The organism is Planococcus soli (assembly GCF_016881065.1).
Taxonomy (GTDB): domain Bacteria; phylum Bacillota; class Bacilli; order Bacillales_A; family Planococcaceae; genus Planococcus; species Planococcus soli.
The window spans coordinates 203,210-228,162 of sequence record NZ_WXYN01000016.1 but is presented as its reverse complement, the minus strand read 5'-3'; the positions used below and the strand labels follow the sequence as shown (position 1 = coordinate 228,162).

Here is a 24,953-nt window from a genome sequence, read left to right as displayed (position 1 = left end):
ATTTAAACATTTTATCTGTTAATTAATTTTCTGTGAATTCAAAAATTTAACTTGTTATTGAGCTTAACTTGTATTATGATTTGACTAATTCTTCTCGTATCCAAAATACAAAATGATTAAGGGGGATTCAAATGAAATACCTGGATCGTATTGAAAGCGCTTTCTCGATTGTCCTATTCTTAATTGGAATTGGCATCAGCCTCTACTCCGTCTTCATGCGCTATATTGTTGGCACTTCCCAGAGCTGGGCCACAGAAATTTACACCATGCTTTTAGTATGGGCCATCTTCATCGGCTTTTCTTCAGCTTTAAAAGAAGACAAGCATATTGCGATAGATGTAGTCTATGATCGGTTCGGCCCCAAAATGCAGCACTTCTCGCAAGTGGTTACGCTGTTGATCGGAGCAGCCTTCAGCATTTTCATCATTTGGACCGGAATGGACATGGTGATGACCGCTTACAGCCAGGATATCAAAACGATCGATGTCGGCTTTCCGATCTGGATCAATTACTTGATCATGCCGATTGCTGGAACTTTGTTGTTTATCCGTTTTTGTGAAAAAGCTTATCGTTACTTTGTCAAGAAAGAAAATGTTACGGGCGGAGGAGATGCAGAATGGAAGCAGCTGTAATCGTAATCGTATTACTTTTTGTCTTTGCTTTCTTGCGGGTGCCGATTGCTATCAGCTTAGCGGTTTCCAGTATTGTCGGTCTCTACATGGTAGATTTTTCATTAAACACTGTTATTCAGAGAATGTTTACAGGCGTCAACAGCACCACGTTAATGGCAATACCAGGATTTGTTTTCGCTGGGCTGATCATGGCCAAAGGCGGAATATCCAAATACTTGATTGAGTGCATCCGGTCATGGGTGGGCCACACCAAAGGCGGCTTGTCCGTAGTAACTGTCATCACCTGTATGATTTTTGCAGCAATTTCTGGCTCCAGCCCTGCAACAGCCGCTGCCATCGGTGCCATAATGATTCCGATGATGGTCAAAGCAGGCTATGAAAAGAGTTATTCGATGGGTCTTGTTGCTTCGGCCGGAACTTTGGGAATTCTGATTCCCCCATCGATTCCGCTAATTCTTTACGGATCTGTTTCTGAACAGTCTACAGGAAGATTATTTTCTGCAGGTATCCTCCCAGGTCTTTTACTCGGCTTGGCTTTGATTGTCTATGCGGTAATTGTAGCGCACCGAAAAAACTACGGCGGCTTGCCGAAAGTTCCGTTAAACGAACGGTGGCGCCCTACACTAAAAGCTACTTGGGGACTCGTGATGCCAGTCCTAATTTTAGGGAGCATCTATACAGGTATTGTTACGCCGACAGAAGCATCATTTGTCGCTGCTTTATATGCAATTATCGTGTCTATAGTCATTTACAGAGAAATGACCTGGTCCCAGTTTATCGAAATTACCAAAGAGTCCATCAATACTACTTCCATGATCTTCCTGATCATTGCAGCAGCACTTGTTTTCGGAATGTTCCTCACTACTGAACAAGTTCCACAGGATTTCGCAGCCTGGGTCAGCGACAGTGGATTCAACAAATGGACATTCCTTATTATTGTCAGTTTGCTGTTCTTCGTTCTTGGAATGTTCCTGGAACCGACAGCAATCATTTTGATTACCTTGCCGATCTTGTTGCCGATTATTAGTGCGTTGGAGATTGATGTCATCCATTTCGCCATCATTATGGTAGTCAACATGGAATTGGGTATGATTACACCGCCAGTCGGCCTGAACCTCTTCGTGGTCAGTGGGATAACCGGGGAAAAGGTTGAACAAGTTATAAAAGGCGTTATCCCATTCTTTATGATATTCATCATTGTTTTAATACTGGTCATCATCTTCCCTCAGATTTCACTGTTTTTAACTTAAAAACAGCTTTTTAAAAATGAGACCAATCATAAATTTACCCATAAGAAAAGACGGCAGGAAATTTCTGCCGTCTTTTCTTTATGCCTTGCTTATTTTCAATGCGGAACGATACAGCACATCAACTGCAGACAGCATCGATGCTTCATCAAAATCAAAACGTTCATTATGATGGCCAGCTGCCAAATCGCTGCCAACGATGCAATACGTGGCCAACCCGCCGCGCGCTTTTACGTGCTCCATATAATAGGTCGCATCTTCGGACCCCGCCGAATCGGTGGACCAATCAATGGTTTTAGTAAAGAAAGGAGAGGATTGAGCTACGCTGTGTAAAGTTTCCACCAATTCTTTGCTTGGAATGCTACTTTTGGCTTCCCCAACCACATCGGTGCTTACTTCTACCCCGTACATTGCTGCTGCACCTTCAAGAACTGCAAAGGCCTGCGTCCGGATATAATCATTGATTTCAGAAGTTTCCCCACGGGTTTCAATTTTCATTTGAGCCGTTGCCGGAATGATATTGCGCCCCGATCCCGCGTTTAAAACACCTACATTAATTCTCGAAGCTCCTGCCGAATGGCGTGGAATTCCGTTCAATCCAAGAACCGCAGAAGAGGCGGCCATCAACGCGTTGCGCCCTTCTTCCGGCTTGCCGCCCGCATGAGATGCGACTCCCTTGAAAACTACGTCCAGCTTGGTAGTTGCCAGAAATCCGGCATTGCCTGCCACAAATTCGCCTGTTGGCACACCAGTTCCAAGGTGCATGGCAATAAAAACATCTACATCATCAACGACTCCTGCCGCTACCATTGATTTTGCTCCACGTGTTCCTTCTTCTGCAGGCTGAAAAATCAACTTGATTGTTCCTGCCAGTTTTTCTTTATTGCTCATCAAGGTTTCAGCAAATCCAAGCCCAATCGAAGTGTGCCCGTCGTGTGCACAGGCATGCATTTTATCTGCATTAACAGACTGGAAGCCTTGATCGAATGGCATGTGGCCTTGAGCCAGCTCCTCCTGGATGTCCAATGCATCCATATCAAAGCGGTAAGCCAGTGTCGGGCCTGGTCTTCCCGTTTCAAGTACAGCGACGATTCCCGTCATACCGTCTTTGAAGTTCGGCAGCCATTCCAAGTCAGCTCCGTTCGCTTCGGCCCATTTATAATGTGCAGCCAAAACCTCCTGGCTTGGCACCCCCATCCGCTGGTCGGCTTTCATAACTTCTTCAGCCATTTTCAGCGGATAGCCAAGTTGGGATAACCGGCCGGCAACAAGCGAAGCCGTGCGCATCTCCAAAAATCCGGATTCCGCATGCTTATGCAAATCGCGGCGCCAACTGACCATTTGTATTTGCAATTCCTCATTGATTAGTTTCTCTGTCACTTGCGTCCCTCCTGATCTTTATGTTATTAGTTAATTTCATTTTATGGTATAGAAATGCCCATTGATGGGTGAAGACAACCATCAATGAGCAAATTGTTTTTATAAATAAGGGGTGATTCCTGGTCCGAACTGCCACCCGGCGTAGAAGAAAATCAAGAACATGATGATCCAAACGAGCAGGAAGGATAAAGTATATGGAATCATCAATGAAATCAATGTTCCCATCCCCGCTTTTTTATCGTATTCCCTTACAAATGACAGCACCACGATGAAATATGGATTCAAAGGAGTCACTATATTTGTCGAAGAATCCCCGATTCGATAAGCCATTTGTGTGAAAGCTGGATGATAACCCAATTGCATAAATAACGGCACAAATACCGGTGCTTCCAAAGCCCATTTTGCAGACCCTGATGAAATCAGGAAGTTCAGCATAGATGTAAAAAGGATGTACCCGATAATTAGATATATACCAGTGAAATTGATTTCAGTCAGCAACTCAGCCCCATTCACTGCAATCCACGTCCCAATATTCGTCCATGTAAAGTAAGCAATAAACTGGGATGCGGCGAAAATCAACACGATGAACCCTGACATATCCTTAATGGATTCGCCCATAAAGCCTACAGCATCACGTGAAGTTTTGATTGCACCCGTCGTTTTTCCATAGGCAACTCCAAGCACCAGAAACAGTCCCAAGATAAATGGAACAATCCCGGTCAAGAACGGAGAGGGGATCAATCCGCCTTCTTCATTGCGCAAAGTCGAGCCAGGCCATGCAATCAGTACGACGATAATTGTGAGATACGCCAGTGCAGCCAATCCGGCATTCCGCAGCCCTTTGTTGGCTTTCGGATTTTCTTCTGCGCTAACATCAATTATTTTATCGCCTTCATACTTCCCGAGCTTTGGTTCGATAATTTTTTCAGTTACTAAAGCAGCAACTACGGTCAATACAAAAACAGAAACAATATTAAAGTACCAGTTATCGGCTGGCGTAACGATGATTTGATCGTTAAGAATCGCAGCAGCTTCTGTCGAAATTCCTGACAGCAATGCGTCTGTTCCAACAATCAGTAAATTCGCTGTAAATCCAGCTCCAGCACTGGCAAAACCGACAGCCAATCCGGCCAGTGGATGACGGCCAATTTTATAAAAGACCATTGCAGCGAGAGGCGGTATGAGGATTTGTGCCGCATCGGATGCAATATTCCCCATGATTCCTACGAAAGCTATCGCATATGTAACGAGTGAAGCAGGTGCTTTTAAAATAGTTTTACGGATAACAACTTCCAGTAAACCCACTTTCTCGGCCAATCCAATTCCCAACATGATTGCCAAAACGGTTCCCAACGGTGCAAAACCTGTAAAATTCTCCAGCATGGAAGTTACGATATACTGCAGCCCTAAACCTGATAACAAGTTTTGAATTGCCAAAGTTTCGCCAGTACCTGGATGGACAACAGCAGCATCGAATAAACTAAAGATAAATGATGCAACTATTACTCCGAGTGCCAAATAGACAAAAATCATAAACGGATCTGGCAATTTGTTCCCCAGTTTTTCTACGACATTCAGGAAACGGATAAAAATTCCTTTCTTTTCTCCGTTCTGTTCCGGCTTCTTCATAATACGCCCCCTCCATTTCTTTAAAATCTTAACTTTTTTAATATTATAGGCAAAAAAACTATAAATAATCAAGCGATTCCGATAATTAATTCACTTTTTTTTATTATTATACGTGTTTACCAAAATTATCCTTTCAGCTTTTTCAATGCATCGACTGTCACTTTCACCATGGTTTCGATTCCCACTTCTAAAGCAGATTCGTCAAAAAAGAACTCTGGGTCGTGAAGGGGTTTCGGAGCTTTCTCATCCTCTTTTGAGCAGCCGAGCCAATAGAAAGCTCCGGGAATGTTCTCTAGAAACCGGGAGAAATCCTCTCCTGCCATAGATGGATCCACCTCTGGCAAAGCGGCTTCTCCCAACAATTGAGCTGCACTGCCCCGTACCAACTCTGCCCATTCTGGAGTGTTGATAGTGGCGCCATAGCCGTCCACATATTCAAAATCAATTTGCACTTCGTAAGCGATTTCAAAGCCTTTCACCAAGTTTTCCAGACGGCGTTTTACGGTGTCTTTGGCTTTCTGGCTATAGGTGCGAACAGTCCCTTTTAAAACCACTTGATCCGCTATCACGTTGTAGCGATAGCCCCCATTGATTGTGCCAATGGTAATGACGGCAGATTCCAAGGGGTTTACATTGCGGCTGACAATCGACTGCAGCGATGAGATGAACTCAGCGGTCACGACGATGGCATCTTTCCCTTGATGTGGCATGCTGGCATGCCCACCTGCACCTTTTATAGTGAAAGACAAAGTATCAGAAGCACCCATCATTTCCTTGTCGCGTATGCCAATCTGGCCCACAGGCAGATCCGGCCAAACATGCTGGCCAAAAATGACATCCGGTTTGAATTCATCAAAGAGGCCATCTTCCATCATCGGTCTCGCTCCGCCGATTGGCGATGCTTCTTCATTCGGCTGAAAAACCAGCAGGACACGTCCTGGCAGCTGCTCTTTCATTTCCTGCAGCTTAAAAGCTGTTCCTAGGAGCATCGAAGTATGCGCGTCGTGGCCGCAAGCGTGCATTTTGCCATCCACTTTGGATTTAAAGTCGACAGCTGACTTTTCCAAAATCGGAAGTGCATCAATATCCGCGCGCAATGCTACTGTTCCACCTTCACTGCTGCCCTCAATTACACCAAGAACTCCGGTTTTGGCAAACCCGGTTTCAAATGGAATTCCCGCTTTCTGCAGCTCTTCCTGTATTCGTTTTGAAGTTTCCCATTCCTCTCCACCCAGTTCCGGATTTTGATGCAGAGCTCTTCTGATTTCTTTTACTTGGTCGATAATTGCCATCGCTTTTCATCCTTTCTGTTTTTACTTCTCTTTTCGAGGATAGCACAGATAAAAAAAGCTGTGTCGAGTATTCATAATTTAATGATAATTATGTTACTATTGAAGGATAAATTCATATGAAGGGATGTGTATAAATGGAAATTAACATAGACCGTCTAATGGCAAACATTGAAGCTTATGCTACATATGGAAAGGAAAAAAATGGCGGTGTAAATCGCCCCAGTTTTTCGGCCGCAGATTATGAAGTGCGCAATCTTTTCACTCAGGAATTAAAAGCGTTAGGCATGAGCGTCTCAATAGACTCAATCGCCAATATCTGGGGAACTTTACCAGGCTCTGGCGAAAAAGATGTTCCTCTAGTAATTGGTTCTCACCTGGATACTGTACCAAACGGCGGAAAATACGATGGGGCTCTTGGTGTCTTGGCTGCAAAAGAAATTGTTCAGACTTTAATTGATCATCATATTACATTGGCTCATCCACTTCAAATCGTCTCTTTTACCGCAGAAGAAGCCAATGAATTTAACTTTTCGACTATGGGAAGCCGTGCGATGAGCGGCAAGCTTGTCTCCCAGGAATTACTGGCGGCATCAGACAGGACAGGAAGAACTTTGGCAACGGCAATCGAAAAAGCCGGTGGCGATCTTTCTCTTATGGATGCTGAAGAAAAAGGGTCAATGGCCGCTTATTTCGAGCTCCATATCGAGCAAGGAAGCAAACTGGAGAACGAAAAGCTATCCGTTGGAATTGTCGACAGCATTGTCGGCATTTACCGCGATCTTGTAACGATAGAAGGACAGCAGAACCACTCCGGCACTACCGTCATGAAAAGTCGGAAAGATGCATTAGCTGCTGCAGGTGAAATGGTGGCAGAAGTACAGAAGCTCGCACTTGCCCTCAATAGCGATACGGTCGCCACTGTGGGGAAATTTGAAGTGTTTCCGAATGCAGCCAATATTATCCCGGGGCGTGTTGAATTTACTCTTGAGGTAAGGTCAGCCAATAAAAAAGAACGCGAAAGCCTCGTTCAGCACATTCATGAAGCATTTCATGCGATTAAAAACAGGCATGGTGTCAAAATGGCGGTGTCCAATAGCTATAATACACAGGAATGCGATTTTGACAGACAGCTTATAGGGATATTAGAAGAGGCGGCGGCTGAATCCGGTATTCCTTATACAATCTTGCCGAGCATGGCAGGGCATGATGCCATGAACCTGGCGCAAATGACCCCATCAGTGATGATATTTGTTAAAAGCATCAAAGGCATCAGCCATAGCCCAAAAGAATTGAGTGTCCCTGAAGATATCGAAAAGAGTGCCAATCTCCTTTTGAACGGTTTGTTGAAAGCCGACCAAATATTATAAAATAACTGTTCTATCGTTTCTTAACCATAAAAAAAACCGTTTATCAGTTTATAAACTGATAAACGGTTTTTGAATTGTGATCAACCTAAGCCAAAGTCATTTACTAATGCCGCAAGACCGCCTTGATAGCCGCTGCCGATTGCGTTAAATTTCCATTCGTTGCCGTGGCGGTATAATTCTCCGACCACTAAAGCCGTTTCAATCGAGAAATCTTCTCCCAGGTCGTAGCGGATCAATTCTTCGTTTGAACTTTCATTTACAATGCGGATAAACGCATTTGAAACCTGGCCGAAGTTTTGGCCGCGGCTTTCTGCTTCGTGGATTGTTACAGTAAAACTGATTTTATGGACATCAGCAGGAACGTTTGGCAGATCGACAATCACTTGCTCATCATCGCCTTCCCCTTCGCCTGTTAAGTTATCGCCTGTGTGTGTAACTGAACCATTAGCCCCTACAAGGTTGTTGTAAAAGATAAAATCTTCCGGTCCGCGTGACTTGCCGTTTTCTCCTACAAGGAAGACCGAAGCATCCAAATCGAAGTCTCCGCCCCCGCTGTATTTATTGGTATCCCAGCCTAAACCGACGACCACTTTTGTTAGGCCCGGATTTGTTTTCGTTAAGTCGATTTTCTGTCCTTTTGAAAGGTTGATTGTTGACATATTGATTTCCTCCTCCGATTAATTAGCTTTACGTTGTGTGTCTTCATATTTCTTCTGCAATTCTTCGATGCGGAGACGTCCTTCTTCACGCATTTTGCGATTTTCCTGCTCAATCTCGCGCGTGTCATTCATCCCCTGCATAATAGTCTCCCATGTTTGCTCAATGGTTTCAATCTTGATGCTCGGTTGTCCGGACATTCTTGCAATATCAACGCTTTGCCGTGAAATGTCGTTGGCATTGTTCAGCAGCATTTCATTGGTGCGGCGATCCAATTCGCTCATCGATTCAGCCACCAGATTTTGGCGTTTCGCCGCGATGGCATTAATCAAGCCAGTTTTAAAAATTGGAATGGTCGTAACGAAAGCTGAATTGATTTTTCCTATCAGCTTTGTATTCCCGCGCTGCAGCATACGGATTTGAGGAGCCGACTGATAAGAAACCTGTTTGGCCATTTCAAGATCGTAGACGCGCTGCTCAAGAAGCTCAATAGCATTTTGCAGGGAATTCAACTCCATTAGCGCCATTTGATCGCCCGATTCTGCTTTTGCCCGGACATCCGGCTCTTTGGCTTTTAGTTCCTCGACTTTGATGTCGCCTGCTGCGATGTACTTTTCCAACTCCATAAAATAATTGAAGTTTTGGTTATACAGTTCTTCCAGCGTCGTTGTTGATTTTTTCATTTCGCCTTCGTACTTTGTGATTTCGACATAAACTTTGTCAATCTCAGTTCCCATGGTCTGGTATTTGTTGAATAATTGCTCGATCACTTTATTGCCTTTGTTGAAAATTTTACTGAGGAAGCCTTTCTTTTCAACAAAATCTTTCTTATCGAACTTATCCATGATTTTGCCGAGCTGTTTCAGTAGTTCACTCGATTCCTCCATGCTGTTCGCCTGGACAGAATTCAAAACTTTTCCTGTAAAAGCGGAAATTTCATTGGCAGGCTCACGGCCGAATTCCAATAAAGCAATTTGGTTTTTCGGATCGATCTTGGCAGCCAACTGAAGGACTTCAGGATCTTTTTTCAACTGAACCTTTAATTGATTTTCATCTTTCATCACCAATTCCTGCTGTTCAATTTGATCTGGCATATTGGTCATCCGGTTTCACTCCTTTTTGGCTACAGCCATTTTTTGAATATCTTTTTCACCACTGAAGGCTCACGGTAAGGCTCGTTAAAGCTTCGTTCATCCAGCCAGTGTGTATCAAATGATTCGGGATCTACCCAGCGCTCGATGTCCTGATGCCCTTGGGGATTGATGATGATGACATCAAGTCCGAATATGTGGATCAAGGCGATCATGTTGGCATCTGCACGGCTCAATTCGCCGTCTTTTTCTTCGTTGTAAAACAGCATTGTCGGTACAAACTGCGGGTAATCAAATAACTGGATCAATTGGATTACTGAATCCGGCAGCGACATGGATTGTGAAAAAGCATAGAGTTGCAAATCTTCAATTGACTCGCTGTTTTGAGGCAAAAGAATCGGCTTTTCTACATGTCTGGCAATTGCTGCTGCTATCGCAGTCTGGACGCCATCCGGCAATTTATTGTATCTCCACCAATGTGCGGCTTTCATTTTTTCCGGATCCAGACGTCCATCCCTTCCAAGAGCAGCACGGTAGTGGAACTGCTGATTGCCTTTGCGCTCATCGATAAAGGGAAAGCTTCGTATCAATTTCGTATCTTCGCGCTCAGTCAAATTGTGGACATTTTCCCAAAAGCGCCGGCGGTCTTTCTCGATGCCCATTAGCTTCGAGAAAACGACTGGAATGTTGACGCTTCCACTCGCAACCGAAAATGATGGCCGAACCATTGCACGCTCTTTGGCAAGCATGAACGCTTCATCCATAGTGGTTTTGAGGCGTACCGAGTGGGTCAAATAGGATTTGAATTGGAAAGGCTTATAAAGCCCAGAATCATCGTGGTGCAGCAAACGATCCACTTCCTGGGTTGCCCGGTAAGCGACCGTTCCAACACGTTTCGGCTTTTCTTCCGGAAAAGGCAAGAGTGATGGAGCATTTACCTGAAAACTGTGAGTATGGAGCCCGTCTTTTCCAACTGCCTGCTCGAACCAGCCATCCCCTTTAGGATCATAGACGATAACATGGAAGCCAAAAGCCGCTGATAGCTTCAAAAACCAGGTTTCGCTTTCCGAAGCGCTGCCATACCATAAGAAACCTGGCAGGCCTTTTTCCAGTTCCAACTTCTCGATTTCAGGTTGGATATGATTGAACATCCACTTGACCAAATCTGTCGTTACACGGCGGAAAGAAGAGTGAGTCGTATTCCCTCCGGATTGCTCCTGAAAATCTTTCAGGATATCAATCAGTACAACCCGCAAGCGCCTGTTCAAATCTGTATCTTTCAATCTCGGCAACAGGCCTTTGCCGTCAAGAAACGCCACCATTCGGTTTGGCGACAGCCCTTTTTCTTTTTTGTTCATTTCGAACAGATCCTGCAATGTCCGCAGACGGTCCTGCTCAATATGCTTGTTCATCTTATCGGACAGCTGGATTAATCGTCCTTCCGCTGCCTCGATAACATCATAGATGGCAGCAAAATACTCATCGCCATCAAGGGGCATGCCCTTCACTTGTCCAAGCAGCTGTGGATACGTAATCTGATTTTCTTCAATTTTGGTTTCGCTGTGATCCACAATCGGTTTTTTCAGCCACTCCCCGATCTTTTCCGGATCCCAGGTTTTTGCGGGGATCGGATGCAATTGAACCATCGGAATCTCTCCTTGCTTTGTTGCTTACTTGCGCTGCAATGAAATCTCGGCAACACGTGCCAATATTTCTTCTCCTGCTTTAATGCCGTGCTTCTCCGTTTGGTGAATGTGCTCGGAAACCGGAACTGCACTTCTTACCGCTTCGCCATGGGAAGCAAGCATGCTGTAGTCTGCACTTTCCAATAAGTCGAGATCCAGCAAGGAATCTCCGGCAGCAAATACGCAGCTTGCTCCTAAGCGCTCTTTAACATACTCCATAGCAGCAGCTTTCGTAATGCTTTCCGGCATAAAATAAAGTTTTCTCCCTTGCAGGGACATGCCCCATCCGAGCTTTTTGAAAGTGGTCGTGTAAAAATCAAGCTTATCATCAGGAAAACGGGCACGGTCAACGATCAGGTAGACGAACCAATCATCTGCCTCACGTACTTTCAGCACCCAGTCTTCCGAGAAATGGCGTTCAATTTCCGGCAGCAACTCCGTAATAATAGTTTTGCGGCTGACGCATTGCTGGCGAATCCCATCCGACCACTCCTTGATCGGTTGACCATTTTCCAAAATGACCGCTCCGTTGGATATGACCGCAAAGCGAGGCGCCTGGCTTCCTTCAAAAATCCCTGTCACCCGCTCATATTGTGCCTGTGTACGCGTAGTGACCGGTAAAAAGAATGCGGATTCTTTGATATTCCATAACTTTGATTGGCTTTTTTTAGTCATGAATGACAAAGGCTTGCCCTCGTAGCGCTCTACTTCGACAAGTTCGTCCTCGGTCACTTCCATCCCCATTGAATTGCGGGAATAAATCAACGTCTGATCCAGATCACTGGCGAATAGAACTGTCATATTTCTTTACCCGATCGAATCAGGCCGATTGCACGATAAAACAAATCAGGAACCACTTCAACCGGCACTTCTTTTTCTTTTGCCAGCATCAAAATATGATGGACATCCGGATTGTCCAAGCTGTTGACCAAAACTTTCCACGGGCTTCTGCGAAGCAGGACACGTGTCGTTTCTCCAACACCCGGTTTGATCAAGTGGTAATCCGTTTCCCTGTACATCTGCTGGCCGATCGCTTCGACCTCTGCCATGCCCTGCCAGGTTCTTTCGGCAGTCACCGGAGTGGAGACAGCGTCCTTCTCGACTCTATCGCGCGTCTCGGCAAAACATTCAGTAATTTGATCGACAAAATCATTCGATAAATCTTCTTCGAGCAGCTCACCGTAAAATTTCGCTCCGTGGAAATCATCTTTGCCGATATACAACTCGTTGAGAATCGTGCGGCTCACCAGTCCTGAGACGGTCGCATTCAGGCAAGCGCTTGGAATAAGGAAATCTTCACGCGTCCCGAATAATACCGCGCAAGCACCCGGGTCAGCCAACACTGCCATATCGTCATACAGGTTCATAGCTTTTTCTTCATTGAGGCTGTTGACCGATTTGGTCAATTCCTTTTGAATAGCCCCTTTGCCCGTCCAGCCGTCCACAAATTGGATGCGGCTTGCGGGATGCGCTGCGCGAATTGAATCGATCGCTTTCTCATCTATTCCTTTATCGCGCAAAATAGAGACACTGTAATGCGGCCAGTCCATATTCATCACTTGCTGCGCGTAGCGGCGAATCAGAATGCCAATTGGGCTGCCGGCACGTGCCAACGATACGAGGACAACGTCATCTGTTCCTGCATTCATGAAAATCCGGCGTGTTACCAGCCCTACCAAATAGCTCAATTGCTGCTTGGTTTTTTTTACCGTTTCGTGATAAAGATTTGTGTATTCATCAGAAGGGCGGTATTCCATCGGCAGCCGTTCTGCGTAATGTGCGCCAGTTTGAACCGCTTTTTCCCGTTCCTCCAACGTGCTTTCAACAAATGCATCACTGACATCTTTCAATAGGAACGTGATATCTTCTTTGGGATAACTCGTTTTCACTAAATCTGTTGCTATCATTAGATCTTTTCACTCCTTTTGTTGGCGGTCAGGGAAACCCATTCTACGGGCGCTTTTTTCTCCAGATATGCAAGCAGAGGCTGCCATTCGGATAGCTCAATGACAGATTCAGCAAGAAGGTAAATTTGGTCAATATCCAATTCATTCAGATTGTAAATAAACTGGCTGACCCCTTCTGCATCCGGCAGCTCAAATTCTGTTTTTTCCCTGATAGGATAGCCGGTTGTTTGCGAAGCGAAAATCGGACTGCGTGTAGTGGTCTGTACAATCGGATTTCCTTCTAGGGCTAAGGCGAAACGCAAAGGCAAGTACATATTTTCTCCTACGCCTATGACCAGCGCTTTACCGCTTTTCTGTGCAACCAATTTGGCGGCAGCTTCTGCCCAATCTCCTATTTCGTCATGCTCTCTGCTGGTTATGCCAAAGCGCCCTGTATAAGATATGTACTGTTGTCCGGTCTCCGAACCGACAGCCAATTTCTTTCCTGGCAATTCGACATCCGGAAGCCTCGATCCGGAACTGTCCAATGCCATCAATTCAGGTTCTTCCGGTGCTTTGCTGTGAACTAACTCAAATTGGCCGGCCATTAAGGACAGAATATTCAGACGGATATTTCGGTCGTTTGCCATCTTTTCAAGTTTTTCTTTCTGGCTGTCGCTTCGCCAATCCAGGATGGACAGAGAAGCATAATTCTTTCCAGGAAATTGATCATCCAGCGCACAAACCAGATTCAGCAAAGTATTGCCTGTTGAAATTTCATCGTCGATCAAAACGATGGTTTCTGCCTGTTCAAGCATGCCGGAAGGCGCATAAACCTTATGGGATGTTGCGTGGGAATGTTCTTCTTCAAAAACAAAAGACGGGGTGGTGCCAACAATTTCTTCACGAGTTGTGTGGATATAAGCCGCATTCTCAAAATGCTGAAAAACCGAATGCCCAAGGCCGGTTGCGGTTTCCGCCATGCCGATGAAAACTGTTTGCTGAGGCATCTCTTTTTTAAATTGCAGCGATTTGATGGTTTTCTCCTTGTCTATTTTTCCCGTTTCAATCATTTCAACAAGAGAATGTGCATCAGGATACCCTTCCAAACCGGACTCCTCCATCAGCAAGGAAGCTAACAAGGTCCCTGTTCCCAGAGCCGCAGAGGGACGAACAGCCAGATGTTTGGCAATTAGTTTGCTGACGAATAAAAACTGGCGCTTTTTATTGATGCGCAGAGCTACAGAAAAAAGCGATTCCGGAGAAAGCCCGGAATAAGCATTTGCTACCAAAATATTAATATCCAGGTTATCCCATAACTTAGTATTGATTTGAAAGCTGGTTGGCCCGGATGTGGTTGAGGACATCGATTTGTTGATAGTTTTCATTCAGCACCCCATAGACTTCCGCTTGAGCGGCAATTTTTTTTGCCCAGCTCAAATGCGGTTTTACTTCGTTCATTTTATTTCGTTTAGGACTTTGCAGGACGCCGTTTCGTTTGCTGCTCTGATTGAGGATCAATTTAGCATCTTCAAAAGTTTCAAGCGATACGATATGGCCGGCATTAACGATTGATATTTGAGAAGGATGGATACAGGTTTTTCCTTTAAACCCGTTGAGAACATCCAATTGGACTTCTTCCCACAGCGTTTGTTCCGGTTTCGAAGAAAGCCATAATCGCTCTCCTCCCGAAAAATGTTCATATACAGGACCGGAAACGGTAAATCCATCTTCCGCACGATTAAAGCGGTTCAAAATGGCAGTCAGGCAATCACGGATGATATGGACATCATAAATCGTCCGCTCAGCAGGACGCCGCAAGCCGTAAAGACTGGAAAAATCCGTTGCGCCTACGCGAACAGTCAACACCCGATAGGCTTCCGATTTCATGATTTCGTGCAATTCAGCTAAAGTCTGTTCACGGGATTCACTGTACAGCACTTCTTTTGTTTCGAGCAAAGGCAGGGCGTAAAGCCCTCTGCCGGCCGCTTCACTGGCGCGGTCCAATGCTTCGAAAAACAACGGCAATGTGGCAGGCAAACATTTTGGGAAAACGATGCCAGTCAATACGCTTAATGCATGGCCCGCCTGTTTGATCAATTTTTCTAATTGTTCAGGTGTGCGAATCCGCAAAAACAGCGCTGGGCCGGCTGCCAATTGTTCAGCATTTGCCTTTGCCAGCTTTTTAAACTCGCCTATTACGTTTTGTTCCGCTGTTTCCAACTCTGTATCGGCTACCGCATCTTCGAGGCAGACGATTAAAGTAGTCAAGCCTGAAAATGCACCGCTGCTGTAATCTCCACTTACGATTTTTTGTGCAAAATCCACTCTGGATCCAGGTGTGTAAAGTGCTGCACCTAATGCCAGACCTAAGGTTTCCCGTTCCGTATCACGGTTAAATTCTGCCGGGTAATATTTAAAAAAAGTTTTTAAATCAGAATCTGTCAATCCGCTAAAATGTCTCATGCGTGGTCCCTCCCGGCATGCTGCTGCTACAGCCCGTTCAAATTCTCATTTCATATATGAATGGACAAAAAGCAAGGAGAAAGTCTCCTTGCTTTTCCATCGTCTACTCAGCTGTTTAAGCCAAAGTCTTTCACAAGAGACTCTAAGCCGCCTTGATAACCGCTGCCAATGGCGTTAAATTTCCACTCTGATCCGTGGCGGTATAATTCACCCACGACGACCGCAGTTTCAATTGAAAAATCTTCCCCTAAATCATAGCGGATCAATTCTTCATTTGTGTCTCCATTAACGATGCGGACATATGAATTGCTTACCTGTCCAAAGTTTTGGCTGCGTCCTTCCGCATCATGGATTGTGATAGCAAAAGTCGCTTTTTCGATTGAAGCTGGAATAGCGGATAGGTTAACGTTAACCTGCTCGTCATCGCCATCCCCTTCACCTGTTTTGTTATCGCCAGTATGTTCTACCGCTCCGGCAGCACCTGTTGTGTTGTTATAAAAGATAAAGTCAGCTTCTGAAGCCGTTTTGCCTTCACCATTTAAAAGGAAGACTGAGGAATCCAAATCGAAATCCTGGCCTCCGTCATATTTATTGGTATCCCATCCCAAACCTACGATTACTTTGGATAAACCCGGATTGGTTTTTGTTAAATCTACTTTTTGTCCTTTTGATAAGTTAATTGCCATTTTCTACTTCACTCCTTAAGAATATTTGTTTGCGATAGATCCGATATCAGGTTCCGATGCGCCTTCACCGATTGCAGAAAACTTCCATTCTGCCCCTTGGCGATAAAGTTCACCTGTAATAAGCGACATTTGTCCTGCATAGTTGTCCGTAAGATTGTAATGGACAAGTTCTTCTTTCGACTGATTGTCGACCAAGCGGATAAATGCATTTTCGATCATGCCAAAATCCTGTTTCTTTTGTTTCGCGTTATAAATGTTTACCACAAAGACCAAACGATGTACAGACGGCGAGATTCGCTTCAAGTCAATATTGATCGTTTCATCGTCGCCTTCGCCTTCACCAGTCAAGTTGTCGCCTGAGTGAACCACACTGCCGTCTTTGCTTTTCTTATTGCCAAAATAAATGAGGTTTTCTTTTGCCGTCAGCTTGCCATTTTCGTCAAGCAGCAATACGGATGCGTCACAGTCAACATCAGCACCGCCGCCTCCGCCGCCCAATAGGCCGCTCAGAAAGCCTCCACTTTTTTTAGTTTGGACTGGGTCCCAGCCCAAACCAACCATTATGCTTGAAAGGGATGAACGTCCTTTTGTTAAATCGATTTTTTGACCTTTTACGAGATTGATCGCCATTCTTAACACTCTCCATTCATCAGTATGTATTCTATTTTAATGGTATCGGTCCAACATGTAAAATTCAACGAATAAAGCCCGGCAAAAGACTTGCAGATTCCAGACCCTGGCCATACAGCTCAGCTGGCTGGAAGTTTCACAGGCAATCATTTCAAGCTGAATTTTCAGACATGTGTTTTCTTAAAACACCTGTCGTATACTAATACGTATGTAATGCTAGGAAGTTTCATTTTCGCAAGGCATACTTCTTAAATGGCGCGGGTAATACAAGCTTTAGGAGACTTTTTATCAACAGCTCGAAAGGGGAAAAAAAAATGAAGCTTATCTCTATCGTTGTTCCGGCTTATAACGAAGAAGCAAACATTGCTTCCATGTACGACAGGTTGGTGCAGGAACTTGATTCGCTTCCATATCAATATGAAATTATGTTCATTAATGATGGCAGCAGCGACGGTACACTCCAGGAAATTTTAAAGCTGGCAGCAGCACATGACAGCGTAAAATATATTTCGTTGACGCGGAACTTTGGAAAAGAATCTGCAATGCTTGCCGGTTTAAAACGCATCAAAGGCGATGCTGCCATTGTGATGGACAGCGATCTGCAGCATCCGCCAACTTTGATAGGTGAAATGGTCGAGGGCTACGAGGAAGGCTTTAACCAAGTTGTTGCCAGACGTTCCCGCACCGGAGACTCTAAAGTACGTTCCTTGTTTTCTTCTCTCTACTACAAACTGATCAACTCGATTACCGATGTAGATTTACAGGACGGCGAAGGCGATTTCCGGCTGTTAAGCCGAAAAGCCATCAATGCGATTCTGGCATTGAGTGAAAGCAACCGTTTTTCCAAAGGGCTGTTCTCCTGGATTGGCCTCAGCAAAAAAACGATCAACTACGAAAATGTTTTGCGAACTGACGGCGATTCAAAATGGTCGTTCAACAGCCTCGTCAATTATGGCATTGACGGCATCATTTCTTTTAACATGAAGCCTTTGCGCATTTGTTTTTACACTGGCTTCCTGGTCTTATTCCTGTCTCTCATCTACATTTTCTTCACTCTCTATAACATTATGCGGGAAGGCGTCGGAGCCCCGGGCTACTTTACGACAATTACAGCCATTCTTTTACTCGGAGGCATTCAATTGATCAGCCTCGGCGTTATCGGCGAATATATCGGACGCATCTACAATGAAACCAAGCAGCGGCCGCATTTTTTGGTAGATATCAGCAATGTGGATGAATACGATGAACTTTAAAACACTGAACACAGAATTTACCCGCTTTGTTTTTGTTGGTGTACTCAACACTTTAAGCTATTACAGCATTTACTTGCTGCTCCACAATGTGTTTTCATGGCCTTACCTGTTGGCGCATGTAATTGGCTTTGTGATCAGTTTGAACATTTCTTTTTTCCTGAACTGCTACGTGACGTATCGCATCAGGCCCACTTTGAAAAAATACCTGTATTTCCCTTTGACTCAGGTCGTTAATATATCTGTCTCCACAGCCCTGATTTTCATTTTCGTTGAATTTTTGCAGTTCAACAGCAATATCGCACCTTTTGCGGCAGTATTGTTTACGATTCCCATAACCTTTGTCGTATCCGGGAAGATTCTTAAGGATACGGCTCATCCAAAATAAGCAAAAAAGACGGTGACTCTATGCACAAACTACGCCCTGTTCTTCTTCTGGGAATCATCAGTGTGCTCCTTTCGTCAATTGGCCACGCTGTTTTTCTTTATCAATGGTCACGCGGCCATTTCATGGTCGGCATTAATGACGGCCTTTCCCAAATGATGCCTTTCAAGCACCTTCTGTTTGAGCAATACACTCGAGGAGAATTTTTCTACTCGTTTGATTTTGGTTTAGGGGCAGGCACGTTCAGTGAACTGTCTTATTATTTTTCCACCTCTATTGTGTTCCTCATGTCAGTGGTGATCGTGGCCATACTCAAGACCATAAACATTGTTCAAACAACAGATGTGCTGTTTTGGGCAAATGCGGCCGTCTTTATAAGCATCATCCGTCTGGCTGCCATCTTATTCATCACGACGCGCCTGTTTATGTATATGAAGATTTCCAAACCGGCAGCTTTGCTGGGCGCTTCCCTCTATGGCATCTCAGGTATGTACTTCCGCCATGTCACGTATTGGGAATTTTTTGCGGATGCTTTTTTATGGCTGCCGATTCTCCTGTTCGGTGTTGAAAAAATCTTCCGTGAACAAAAACCAGGCTGGTTTTTGACGGCTGTCGCTGTCTCGATGATTGACAACTTCTATTTTGCTTATATCAATTTTTTATTGACTACCCTTTATATTCTTTTCCGCTTGTTCATTCCGCTTCAATCAGATGAACAGGACAGGAAAAAAGCATTTATGAGTTTTGTAATTGCCGGCCTTATCGGAGCCGGCATCAGTGCGATTTCCTTTATTCCTGCTGTGTATGCATATTTGAACAATCACAGGCCAGCCTTTCAGCAGGAAATCCCATGGGTCGATTTAACGGACAACATTTTATTCGACAGCCGCTTTATCGTTTTGCCGGCAATTTTTGTCCTGCTGTTATTTTGTTTCTTTTTGTACCGCAACAAAACGTTTCGCCTGTTCGCGCTGCTCGGCATCGTCGGAATCATCATGCACCATAGCCCATTGATCGGCAGCGCCTTTAATGGCTTTTCTGCTCCACAATACCGTTGGGAATATTTTTTATCCCTGGTGATTGGAGGAGCAGTTGCTGCAGCTTTCGATCAACTGCCTAAATTCACAGTCCGGCGTTTGTTGGTCGCATCAGTTTTTGCGGGTTTTTGTTTTGCATTGTATGCATCCTGGGACGAAAATTTTGCGATCGATTCGCAGGCCTCGCTGTTTGCAATCGGCAGCCTGCTGCTAACGGTCCTGCTATTATTTTTGTATGCCCGATTCAAAAAAACTGTATTCAAAGGATTGCTGATGGTTTTCCTGTTTGCATGGGCTTTGCTGTTCGTCAACCTGTATCAATTGGAAAAAATTCTCGAAGACGGCGATATTGCGCAGGTCAATGAAGAGTTGATGACCGGTGCCGAATATGACGATCCGGAAATTGATGAGCTTCTGGAGCTTATTCATGCCAAAGAAACCGGTGGGCCTTATCGAATTGAATGGATGGAAGGCGTACGAAATAATACACCGATCGTCCAGGATTTCCAAGGCTTGAGTGCCTATTCCAGCATCTTGAATAAAAATTTACTGTTCTTTTACCTATACGACCTTGAAATCGATATGGAACGTGAAAGCGTAAGCCGTTATGCGACTTTGGGCAATCGTGCCAATTTGTACAGCATGCTGCAAGGCAAATACCTTATCCGCCCGAACGGGGACAACAATATTCCATTCGGCTTTACAGAAAGTCACTCCTCAGAAAACTACACTGTCTATGAAAATGAACATGTTTTGCCGTTTGCACGTTCCACTTCTGCGGTTTATCAGGAACAGCAATTAGCCGAAATGCCTGTACTCATGCGTGAGCAGGCAATGTTGGAGGGCATTGTGCTCGATCAGGCTCAAGACGGTGAAAGCTTGGCCCCAAGTGATGACATTACAGTTGGTTACGAAATTGCGGAAGTGAATGCAACTTATGATGGCAGCCTGCTTAAAGTTACGGACAGATTGGGTGGCTTAACTTTAAATTTGGATAATCCGGTCGAAGACAATGCTGACTTGTTTGTCTCTTTCCATTTGGAAAGCCGGGCAGCCGATGAGGGCTTTGCTCTACAGGTCAACAGCTATGAAACGACCAGAAAATCCAATCAATCCGTCTATAAGACATTTGTCGATGATCTCACCATCCGTGTTCCCGCTGATGAACAGATTGATATCCGCCTTCCCGAAGGCACTTATGAATTAACTGGAATCGACCTTTATTCAGAGAATTACGAAACTCTGTTAGACGAAGCTGAACAACCAGATAGATCCAGTAACCTTCTTATTGACGGCAGCAAGGTCAACCTTGATTATTCCAATGCTGAAAACGATGAATACTTAAAGCTGTCCATCCCATACGAACAGGGATGGCGGGCTTATGTAAATGGACAGGAAACAGAGGTGCTAAAGGCTGATTATGGCTTTGTCGCCTTGCATTTGGAACCAGGCGACAACGACATCTCGTTGATCTATCGACCGCCATTTTTTAAAACATCTCTGATTCTCAGTGTGCTCTCTGCAATAATCGGAGTGCTGTTTACCTTTTATAAAAGAAAAGCATGAAGTTTCTTCTCCTACAAAAGAATCGTTTCCAGAAAATTGCGTTTATTCTACATTAAACAAGTGTAATGTAGAATAACACAATTTCAAAGGAGGAGTTCAGATGAAGCGTTGGCTTATGCTTATTTTTGTACTGGCTTTTTTAATATTCCTGACAGCCTGCGGCAATGAAAGTGCAGAAGATCCGCCAACAGAATCAGATGGGGCAACGGAACAGGAACCTGAAGATGATGGAGATGATTTGCCGCAGCTGGGAGATGAGACAGACGAAGAGTCTGAAGACAGTGGCGAAGAAATTTTGATGCTGACTGTTGAGATAATGAACAGTGACGGCGATGCAATCGGCACGGCAGAATTGTCTCAGGAAGATGCTGGAGTTGGTGTAGTACTTGAAGTTGAAAACTTGGAGGAAGGCATGCATGGCATTCATTTCCATGAGGCTGGCATGTGTGAAGTTCCCGACTTTGAAACGGCAGGAGATCACTTTAATCCAACAGGTGCAATGCATGGCATGGACAACGTCGATGGGCCGCATGCGGGGGACTTGCCGAATATTGAAGTAGGCGATGACGGCACGGCTGCACAGGAGTTTACAGCTGAAAATGTGACGCTCGCAATCGGCGAAGAAAACTCCTTGCTAAAAGAAGGCGGTACGGCATTGGTCATTCATGAAAGTGAAGATGATCAGACTACAGATCCATCCGGGGAATCCGGCGATCGGATTGCCTGTGGAGTTGTCACGGGTGAATCCTGATCATTCTCTAAAACAGCTTTCTTATAAAACGGAGATGCCTTTTCCATTCAGGCATGTCCGTTTTTTTACTTTTTAGGAATAAACTTAAGCTCGTTTTTTAATCCCCTCCATTTTTAAAGGCTGGTACGTCTAAGCGTTTGGAGGGAGCGGTCGATAAATCGGGGTTTCTTTAGCCCAACTTATACAGTCGTGTTTAAGTGAAAAACTAACGGGAATAGGAGACATGATATTACTTAATTTTAAGGAGGATTCAAAATGGCAAAAGACAAATTCGAAGAAATTGATGAGCAAGTAGAACCACAAGAACAGTCTCAACAACCCGGTTCGGAGGAGCAGATGAACCCTGAACCGATTTATGATGATAAAGACTATAAAGGCTCCGGGAAACTGGAAGGGAAAGTTGCCCTTATCACCGGCGGCGACAGCGGGATTGGCCGTGCAGTGGCCGTTGCTTACGCTAAAGAAGGTGCCCATGTCGCTATTGCTTATCTGGACGAACACGAGGATGCTGACAAAACAATAAAAGCAGTTGAAAGTTACGGTGTCAAAGGTGCCAAATTCGCCACGGATATCAGCGATGTAGAAAATTGCAATCAGCTGATAGTGGATGTCATTTCTGAATTCGGTCAATTGAATATTTTGGTCAATAATGCTGGAAAACAATTTCCACAGGATGATTTTTTGGCCATCAGCCCCGATCAGTTGATGGAAACTTTTTCGACCAATATCTTTAGTATGTTCTATTTGACACAGGCGGCCGTGCCGCATCTCCAAAAAGGGGACAGCATCATTAATACATCATCCGTAACAGCGTATCGCGGTTCACCTGAGTTGATTGATTATTCATCAACCAAAGGAGCCATTACAAGCTTTACCCGCTCCTTATCAGCCAATATCGCGGAGCAGGGAATTCGTGTAAACTCCGTTGCACCAGGCCCTATCTGGACACCTCTAATCCCAGCGACTTTCGGAGCTGAAAAAGTTGGCAAACATGGTGGGGAAACACCGATGGAGCGGCGCGGCCAGCCATCTGAAGTGGCACCTGCCTACGTATATTTAGCTTCGAAAGATTCGACTTATGTGACAGGACAGGCGATTCATATAAACGGCGGAGATTTCATCAGTTCCTGACCATCGGCAGACCCGGCAAGCTCGGGTCTGTTTTTTTATTTTTTGAACTTTTTTATAGGTTTTTGGAATTGAAGAGCTATTACTGGGTATACGAAAAGTAAAAGCTGACGATTATTAAGGAGGTGGAATACTTGAAGTATTTAGAGGCATTACTCATCAAATTCGCAATGGTATTCTCAGTAGTATTTATCATTCTTGGCCTTGTTTATGGAGTGGGGATTTTTGACATCTTCATTCTAAGTTTACTCGTTGCTGTAATCGGCTTTGTCGGAGATCTGATCATTTATCCGAAAACCTCCAATAAAGTCGCAACTGGAGGCGATTTTGTCCTTGTATTTCTCATTACCTGGTTCGGTGGATTGTGGTTGATTGAAAATCCTGATTTCTCGCTCATAATGGCAACGCTATACACAGCAGTGCTCATTGCTGCCGGAGAATGGTTTTTCCATATTTATTTGACAAAACGTGTCTGGACACATAAGGAAACTTCCCATACATTAGAACAGGAGCCTAATCAGAAATAGTGCTAAAGCAAAGAAACCAGGGCCATTGCCTCGGTTTCTTTTTATGATTTTTTCAAAGTTCTTACTTACGCTCTTTCACCGGTGCATAAAACCTTACTTTCTGTACTTTTGAATAATGGGCCATTGGCCGGCGATGATGCAAAGAAACCGGAAGATATGGAGCCATTGTATTTTGATGGATCTGCCCTTTCAGGTAATACAGGCTCCAAGGCAAATGGCTAATATCCACCCGATAAAGTTGATCTTTCGGTTTTGTCCATAAGCAGTAACGTTCCGTCAGCCACCGCTCTAATCGGCTTGGCTCAATTGAATCAGAACAAGGCTTGCAGGTCATGCAGAAAGATTCCGGGAACCGCCCCGATTCGATTCGCCTGCTGGCAAAACACCACCTTTCCGTCCTTTTTGCCATGCTCATATCAGCATAGTAATAAGGCAGAAATCCTCCCTGTGAAGCGGCTTTAACTACAAGTCGATTGTCTGCGTCCAAGCTAAAAAAATAAACGCCTCTCCGTTTCCCATACTTCACGTATGTCCTAGCATTCAGTTCCAAAAAAGAATTTGCTCCAGGAACCGGCGGAAGAAACCGAAGGCGTGTTGATTTTGCCTGAAAAAAGACTACACTTACCCATGCCTGATTGCCATACAAATCGATTTCTAACTCTTCGGGTACAAATTGGCATAGCCATTCTATTTTGACTGGCCAATGCAAAAAAACGACGTCCTTCCATTCCTGCTTCATGAACCAAGGCCTTGCACCCATTTCTTTCTCCCCTTTCTAAAAAAACAGAGGCTGCCCTGAAAGCCAATTTTCATGACTTCAGAACAGCCTCAATTTTTATTTCAATTTATCTTCAGGCAATGAATTGTGAGCTTCTGGCGGGGCCGGCTTTAGTTCAGGTTTCACGCTGAGCGGCTCAGGCTTGCCAAATGTAAATTTATGGCCATCAGGTGCAGGCTCATTCATCCACTTCAACTCTTTGCTGCTTTCGGAATTTGTGTAAAGGATATGGGAGTATTCGGTTGCTTCCCACTCTGGCGGAAGTGTTCCAGGCACGATTGGCCCTTCTTTTGCTTCCAGTTCTTTTATTGCAGCGAGCCACTGATTCTGGTGCATCGTGTCGCGCGCCAATAGGAATGAAAACAGATCTTTTACGCCTTTATCGTCTGTCATGCTGTAGAGACGGGCCACCTGCAAACGGCCCTGTGATTCTGCGTTGACGTTGGCACGGAAATCAGCCAGTAAGTTTCCGCTTGCTACGATGTAACCGGCGTTCCAAGGGACGCCGTTGCTGTCTTTTGGTGAAGCACCCAATCCATGGACGATTGCGTGCTGCGGATTCATGCCGCCCATAATTGCTCCAACAATCGGATCGCTTGCAGCTTTTTCCTGCTCGTAAACAGGCGCCCCCTCAAGGAGCCTTGCTACCATAGTTGCCAGCATTTCGATATGCCCCAACTCCTGCGTTCCTGTATCCATCAGTAAATCTCTATATTTTTCGTTTCCTCTTGTGCTCCACCCTTGGAATAAGTATTGCATGGCAACTGACATTTCACCGAATTGCCCGCCAATCAATTCCTGAACTTGTTTTGCGAATACTGGATCTGGAGCATCCGGCTTAGCGTGGTATTGAAGTTCTCCTGTGTGAAAAAACATAAATAAA

General features: G+C 44.8%; 23 protein-coding genes. 9 read left to right on the top strand and 14 right to left on the bottom strand.

Annotated elements, in window-relative coordinates; genetic code table 11:
* Positions 1–131: 131 nt before the first annotated feature.
* Together GJB59_RS08850 and GJB59_RS08845 are read left to right on the top strand one after the other, a co-directional pair.
* On the top strand, positions 132–632 hold the full coding sequence (locus tag GJB59_RS08850) for a TRAP transporter small permease (protein WP_142826901.1): 501 nt from the start codon (positions 132–134) through the stop codon (positions 630–632).
* Entirely contained in the window at positions 617–1,882 is a 1,266-nt protein-coding gene (locus GJB59_RS08845; protein ID WP_142826900.1) for a TRAP transporter large permease, read from the top strand. The genes GJB59_RS08850 and GJB59_RS08845 overlap by 16 nt, the downstream gene beginning before the upstream one ends.
* Before the next feature lie 78 nt (positions 1,883–1,960).
* Here GJB59_RS08845 and GJB59_RS08840 read toward each other — a convergent pair whose 3' ends face one another.
* From GJB59_RS08840 to GJB59_RS08830, 3 genes are all read right to left on the bottom strand, one after another.
* Positions 1,961–3,259: an amidohydrolase gene (locus GJB59_RS08840; RefSeq protein WP_280525810.1), complete on the bottom strand. Its 1,299-nt coding sequence runs from the start codon at positions 3,257–3,259 to the stop codon at positions 1,961–1,963.
* Between the two features lie 99 nt (positions 3,260–3,358).
* Positions 3,359–4,888: an AbgT family transporter gene (locus tag GJB59_RS08835; protein ID WP_142826899.1), complete on the bottom strand. Its 1,530-nt coding sequence runs from the start codon at positions 4,886–4,888 to the stop codon at positions 3,359–3,361.
* 125 nt (positions 4,889–5,013) lie between these two features.
* The gene (locus tag GJB59_RS08830) at positions 5,014–6,180 is read right to left on the bottom strand and encodes a M20 metallopeptidase family protein (RefSeq protein WP_142826898.1); all 1,167 of its coding nucleotides are present in this window, start codon (positions 6,178–6,180) and stop codon (positions 5,014–5,016) included.
* A gap of 134 nt (positions 6,181–6,314) precedes the next feature.
* On the opposite strand from GJB59_RS08830, the gene GJB59_RS08825 reads away from it, so the two are divergent.
* Complete coding sequence (locus GJB59_RS08825; protein ID WP_142826897.1) at positions 6,315–7,547, top strand: Zn-dependent hydrolase; 1,233 nt, start codon at positions 6,315–6,317, stop codon at positions 7,545–7,547.
* 80 nt (positions 7,548–7,627) lie between these two features.
* Here GJB59_RS08825 and GJB59_RS08820 read toward each other — a convergent pair whose 3' ends face one another.
* The 9 genes from GJB59_RS08820 to GJB59_RS08780 all read right to left on the bottom strand — a co-directional run bounded on the left by GJB59_RS08820 (position 7,628) and on the right by GJB59_RS08780 (position 16,648).
* Positions 7,628–8,206, bottom strand: a complete 579-nt coding sequence (locus GJB59_RS08820) for a TerD family protein (RefSeq protein WP_142826896.1) — start codon at positions 8,204–8,206, stop codon at positions 7,628–7,630.
* Between the two features lie 18 nt (positions 8,207–8,224).
* The gene (locus GJB59_RS08815) at positions 8,225–9,307 is read right to left on the bottom strand and encodes a toxic anion resistance protein (protein ID WP_142826895.1); all 1,083 of its coding nucleotides are present in this window, start codon (positions 9,305–9,307) and stop codon (positions 8,225–8,227) included.
* A gap of 20 nt (positions 9,308–9,327) precedes the next feature.
* On the bottom strand, positions 9,328–10,941 hold the full coding sequence (locus GJB59_RS08810; protein WP_142826894.1) for a YceG family protein: 1,614 nt from the start codon (positions 10,939–10,941) through the stop codon (positions 9,328–9,330).
* A 24-nt stretch (positions 10,942–10,965) separates the two neighbouring features.
* A complete protein-coding gene (locus GJB59_RS08805) occupies positions 10,966–11,781 on the bottom strand; it encodes a hypothetical protein (RefSeq protein ID WP_142826893.1) in 816 nt (271 codons plus the stop codon).
* The gene (locus GJB59_RS08800) at positions 11,778–12,887 is read right to left on the bottom strand and encodes a cysteine protease StiP family protein (RefSeq protein ID WP_142826892.1); all 1,110 of its coding nucleotides are present in this window, start codon (positions 12,885–12,887) and stop codon (positions 11,778–11,780) included. Before GJB59_RS08800 ends, GJB59_RS08805 begins: the two co-directional genes overlap by 4 nt.
* Positions 12,887–14,254, bottom strand: a complete 1,368-nt coding sequence (locus tag GJB59_RS08795; RefSeq protein ID WP_142826891.1) for a phosphoribosyltransferase family protein — start codon at positions 14,252–14,254, stop codon at positions 12,887–12,889. Before GJB59_RS08795 ends, GJB59_RS08800 begins: the two co-directional genes overlap by 1 nt.
* Positions 14,187–15,332: an HpcH/HpaI aldolase/citrate lyase family protein gene (locus GJB59_RS08790; protein WP_142826890.1), complete on the bottom strand. Its 1,146-nt coding sequence runs from the start codon at positions 15,330–15,332 to the stop codon at positions 14,187–14,189. Before GJB59_RS08790 ends, GJB59_RS08795 begins: the two co-directional genes overlap by 68 nt.
* A gap of 107 nt (positions 15,333–15,439) precedes the next feature.
* Positions 15,440–16,018 (bottom strand): TerD family protein, encoded by a 579-nt coding sequence (locus GJB59_RS08785; RefSeq protein ID WP_142826889.1) that lies wholly within the window; start codon positions 16,016–16,018, stop codon positions 15,440–15,442.
* Positions 16,019–16,033: 15 nt separating this feature from the next.
* The gene (locus GJB59_RS08780; protein ID WP_142826888.1) at positions 16,034–16,648 is read right to left on the bottom strand and encodes a TerD family protein; all 615 of its coding nucleotides are present in this window, start codon (positions 16,646–16,648) and stop codon (positions 16,034–16,036) included.
* A gap of 314 nt (positions 16,649–16,962) precedes the next feature.
* Here GJB59_RS08780 and GJB59_RS08775 point away from each other — a divergent pair, with 314 nt between their 5' ends.
* The 6 genes from GJB59_RS08775 to GJB59_RS08750 all read left to right on the top strand — a co-directional run bounded on the left by GJB59_RS08775 (position 16,963) and on the right by GJB59_RS08750 (position 23,292).
* Positions 16,963–17,901 carry a glycosyltransferase family 2 protein gene (locus tag GJB59_RS08775; protein ID WP_142826887.1) on the top strand — a complete coding sequence of 313 codons (939 nt, stop codon included), beginning with the start codon at positions 16,963–16,965 and terminating at the stop codon, positions 17,899–17,901.
* Entirely contained in the window at positions 17,891–18,286 is a 396-nt protein-coding gene (locus tag GJB59_RS08770; RefSeq protein ID WP_142826886.1) for a GtrA family protein, read from the top strand. The genes GJB59_RS08775 and GJB59_RS08770 overlap by 11 nt, the downstream gene beginning before the upstream one ends.
* 20 nt (positions 18,287–18,306) lie before the next feature.
* Positions 18,307–20,886: a YfhO family protein gene (locus GJB59_RS08765; RefSeq protein ID WP_142826885.1), complete on the top strand. Its 2,580-nt coding sequence runs from the start codon at positions 18,307–18,309 to the stop codon at positions 20,884–20,886.
* A gap of 100 nt (positions 20,887–20,986) precedes the next feature.
* Positions 20,987–21,637: a superoxide dismutase family protein gene (locus GJB59_RS08760; protein WP_142826884.1), complete on the top strand. Its 651-nt coding sequence runs from the start codon at positions 20,987–20,989 to the stop codon at positions 21,635–21,637.
* Positions 21,638–21,892: 255 nt separating this feature from the next.
* Positions 21,893–22,768, top strand: coding sequence for an SDR family oxidoreductase (locus tag GJB59_RS08755; RefSeq protein WP_142826883.1), 876 nt, complete (start codon positions 21,893–21,895; stop codon positions 22,766–22,768).
* Positions 22,769–22,899: 131 nt separating this feature from the next.
* Complete coding sequence (locus GJB59_RS08750) at positions 22,900–23,292, top strand: DUF2512 family protein (protein ID WP_142826882.1); 393 nt, start codon at positions 22,900–22,902, stop codon at positions 23,290–23,292.
* 61 nt (positions 23,293–23,353) lie between these two features.
* Here GJB59_RS08750 and GJB59_RS08745 read toward each other — a convergent pair whose 3' ends face one another.
* Both GJB59_RS08745 and GJB59_RS08740 read right to left on the bottom strand, forming a co-directional pair.
* A complete protein-coding gene (locus GJB59_RS08745) occupies positions 23,354–24,052 on the bottom strand; it encodes a YqjF family protein (protein ID WP_142826881.1) in 699 nt (232 codons plus the stop codon).
* A gap of 75 nt (positions 24,053–24,127) precedes the next feature.
* Positions 24,128–24,946, bottom strand: coding sequence for a manganese catalase (locus GJB59_RS08740; protein WP_142826880.1), 819 nt, complete (start codon positions 24,944–24,946; stop codon positions 24,128–24,130).
* Positions 24,947–24,953 lie beyond the last annotated feature (7 nt).

Excerpts from the sequence above, each read along its gene's own strand:
- GJB59_RS08850 (WP_142826901.1), top strand. The coding sequence starts at position 132 with ATGAAATACCTGGATCGTATTGAAAGCGCTTTCTCGATTGTCCTATTC.
- GJB59_RS08845 (WP_142826900.1), top strand. The coding sequence starts at position 617 with ATGGAAGCAGCTGTAATCGTAATCGTATTACTTTTTGTCTTTGCTTTC.
- GJB59_RS08835 (WP_142826899.1), bottom strand. The coding sequence starts at position 4,888 with ATGAAGAAGCCGGAACAGAACGGAGAAAAGAAAGGAATTTTTATCCGT.
- GJB59_RS08830 (WP_142826898.1), bottom strand. The coding sequence starts at position 6,180 with ATGGCAATTATCGACCAAGTAAAAGAAATCAGAAGAGCTCTGCATCAA.
- GJB59_RS08825 (WP_142826897.1), top strand. The coding sequence starts at position 6,315 with ATGGAAATTAACATAGACCGTCTAATGGCAAACATTGAAGCTTATGCT.
- GJB59_RS08820 (WP_142826896.1), bottom strand. The coding sequence starts at position 8,206 with ATGTCAACAATCAACCTTTCAAAAGGACAGAAAATCGACTTAACGAAA.
- GJB59_RS08815 (WP_142826895.1), bottom strand. The coding sequence starts at position 9,307 with ATGACCAATATGCCAGATCAAATTGAACAGCAGGAATTGGTGATGAAA.
- GJB59_RS08810 (WP_142826894.1), bottom strand. The coding sequence starts at position 10,941 with ATGGTTCAATTGCATCCGATCCCCGCAAAAACCTGGGATCCGGAAAAG.
- GJB59_RS08805 (WP_142826893.1), bottom strand. The coding sequence starts at position 11,781 with ATGACAGTTCTATTCGCCAGTGATCTGGATCAGACGTTGATTTATTCC.
- GJB59_RS08800 (WP_142826892.1), bottom strand. The coding sequence starts at position 12,887 with ATGATAGCAACAGATTTAGTGAAAACGAGTTATCCCAAAGAAGATATC.
- GJB59_RS08795 (WP_142826891.1), bottom strand. The coding sequence starts at position 14,254 with ATGAAAACTATCAACAAATCGATGTCCTCAACCACATCCGGGCCAACC.
- GJB59_RS08790 (WP_142826890.1), bottom strand. The coding sequence starts at position 15,332 with ATGAGACATTTTAGCGGATTGACAGATTCTGATTTAAAAACTTTTTTT.
- GJB59_RS08785 (WP_142826889.1), bottom strand. The coding sequence starts at position 16,018 with ATGGCAATTAACTTATCAAAAGGACAAAAAGTAGATTTAACAAAAACC.
- GJB59_RS08780 (WP_142826888.1), bottom strand. The coding sequence starts at position 16,648 with ATGGCGATCAATCTCGTAAAAGGTCAAAAAATCGATTTAACAAAAGGA.
- GJB59_RS08775 (WP_142826887.1), top strand. The coding sequence starts at position 16,963 with ATGAAGCTTATCTCTATCGTTGTTCCGGCTTATAACGAAGAAGCAAAC.
- GJB59_RS08770 (WP_142826886.1), top strand. The coding sequence starts at position 17,891 with ATGAACTTTAAAACACTGAACACAGAATTTACCCGCTTTGTTTTTGTT.
- GJB59_RS08765 (WP_142826885.1), top strand. The coding sequence starts at position 18,307 with ATGCACAAACTACGCCCTGTTCTTCTTCTGGGAATCATCAGTGTGCTC.
- GJB59_RS08760 (WP_142826884.1), top strand. The coding sequence starts at position 20,987 with ATGAAGCGTTGGCTTATGCTTATTTTTGTACTGGCTTTTTTAATATTC.
- GJB59_RS08755 (WP_142826883.1), top strand. The coding sequence starts at position 21,893 with ATGGCAAAAGACAAATTCGAAGAAATTGATGAGCAAGTAGAACCACAA.
- GJB59_RS08745 (WP_142826881.1), bottom strand. The coding sequence starts at position 24,052 with ATGGGTGCAAGGCCTTGGTTCATGAAGCAGGAATGGAAGGACGTCGTT.
- GJB59_RS08740 (WP_142826880.1), bottom strand. The coding sequence starts at position 24,946 with ATGTTTTTTCACACAGGAGAACTTCAATACCACGCTAAGCCGGATGCT.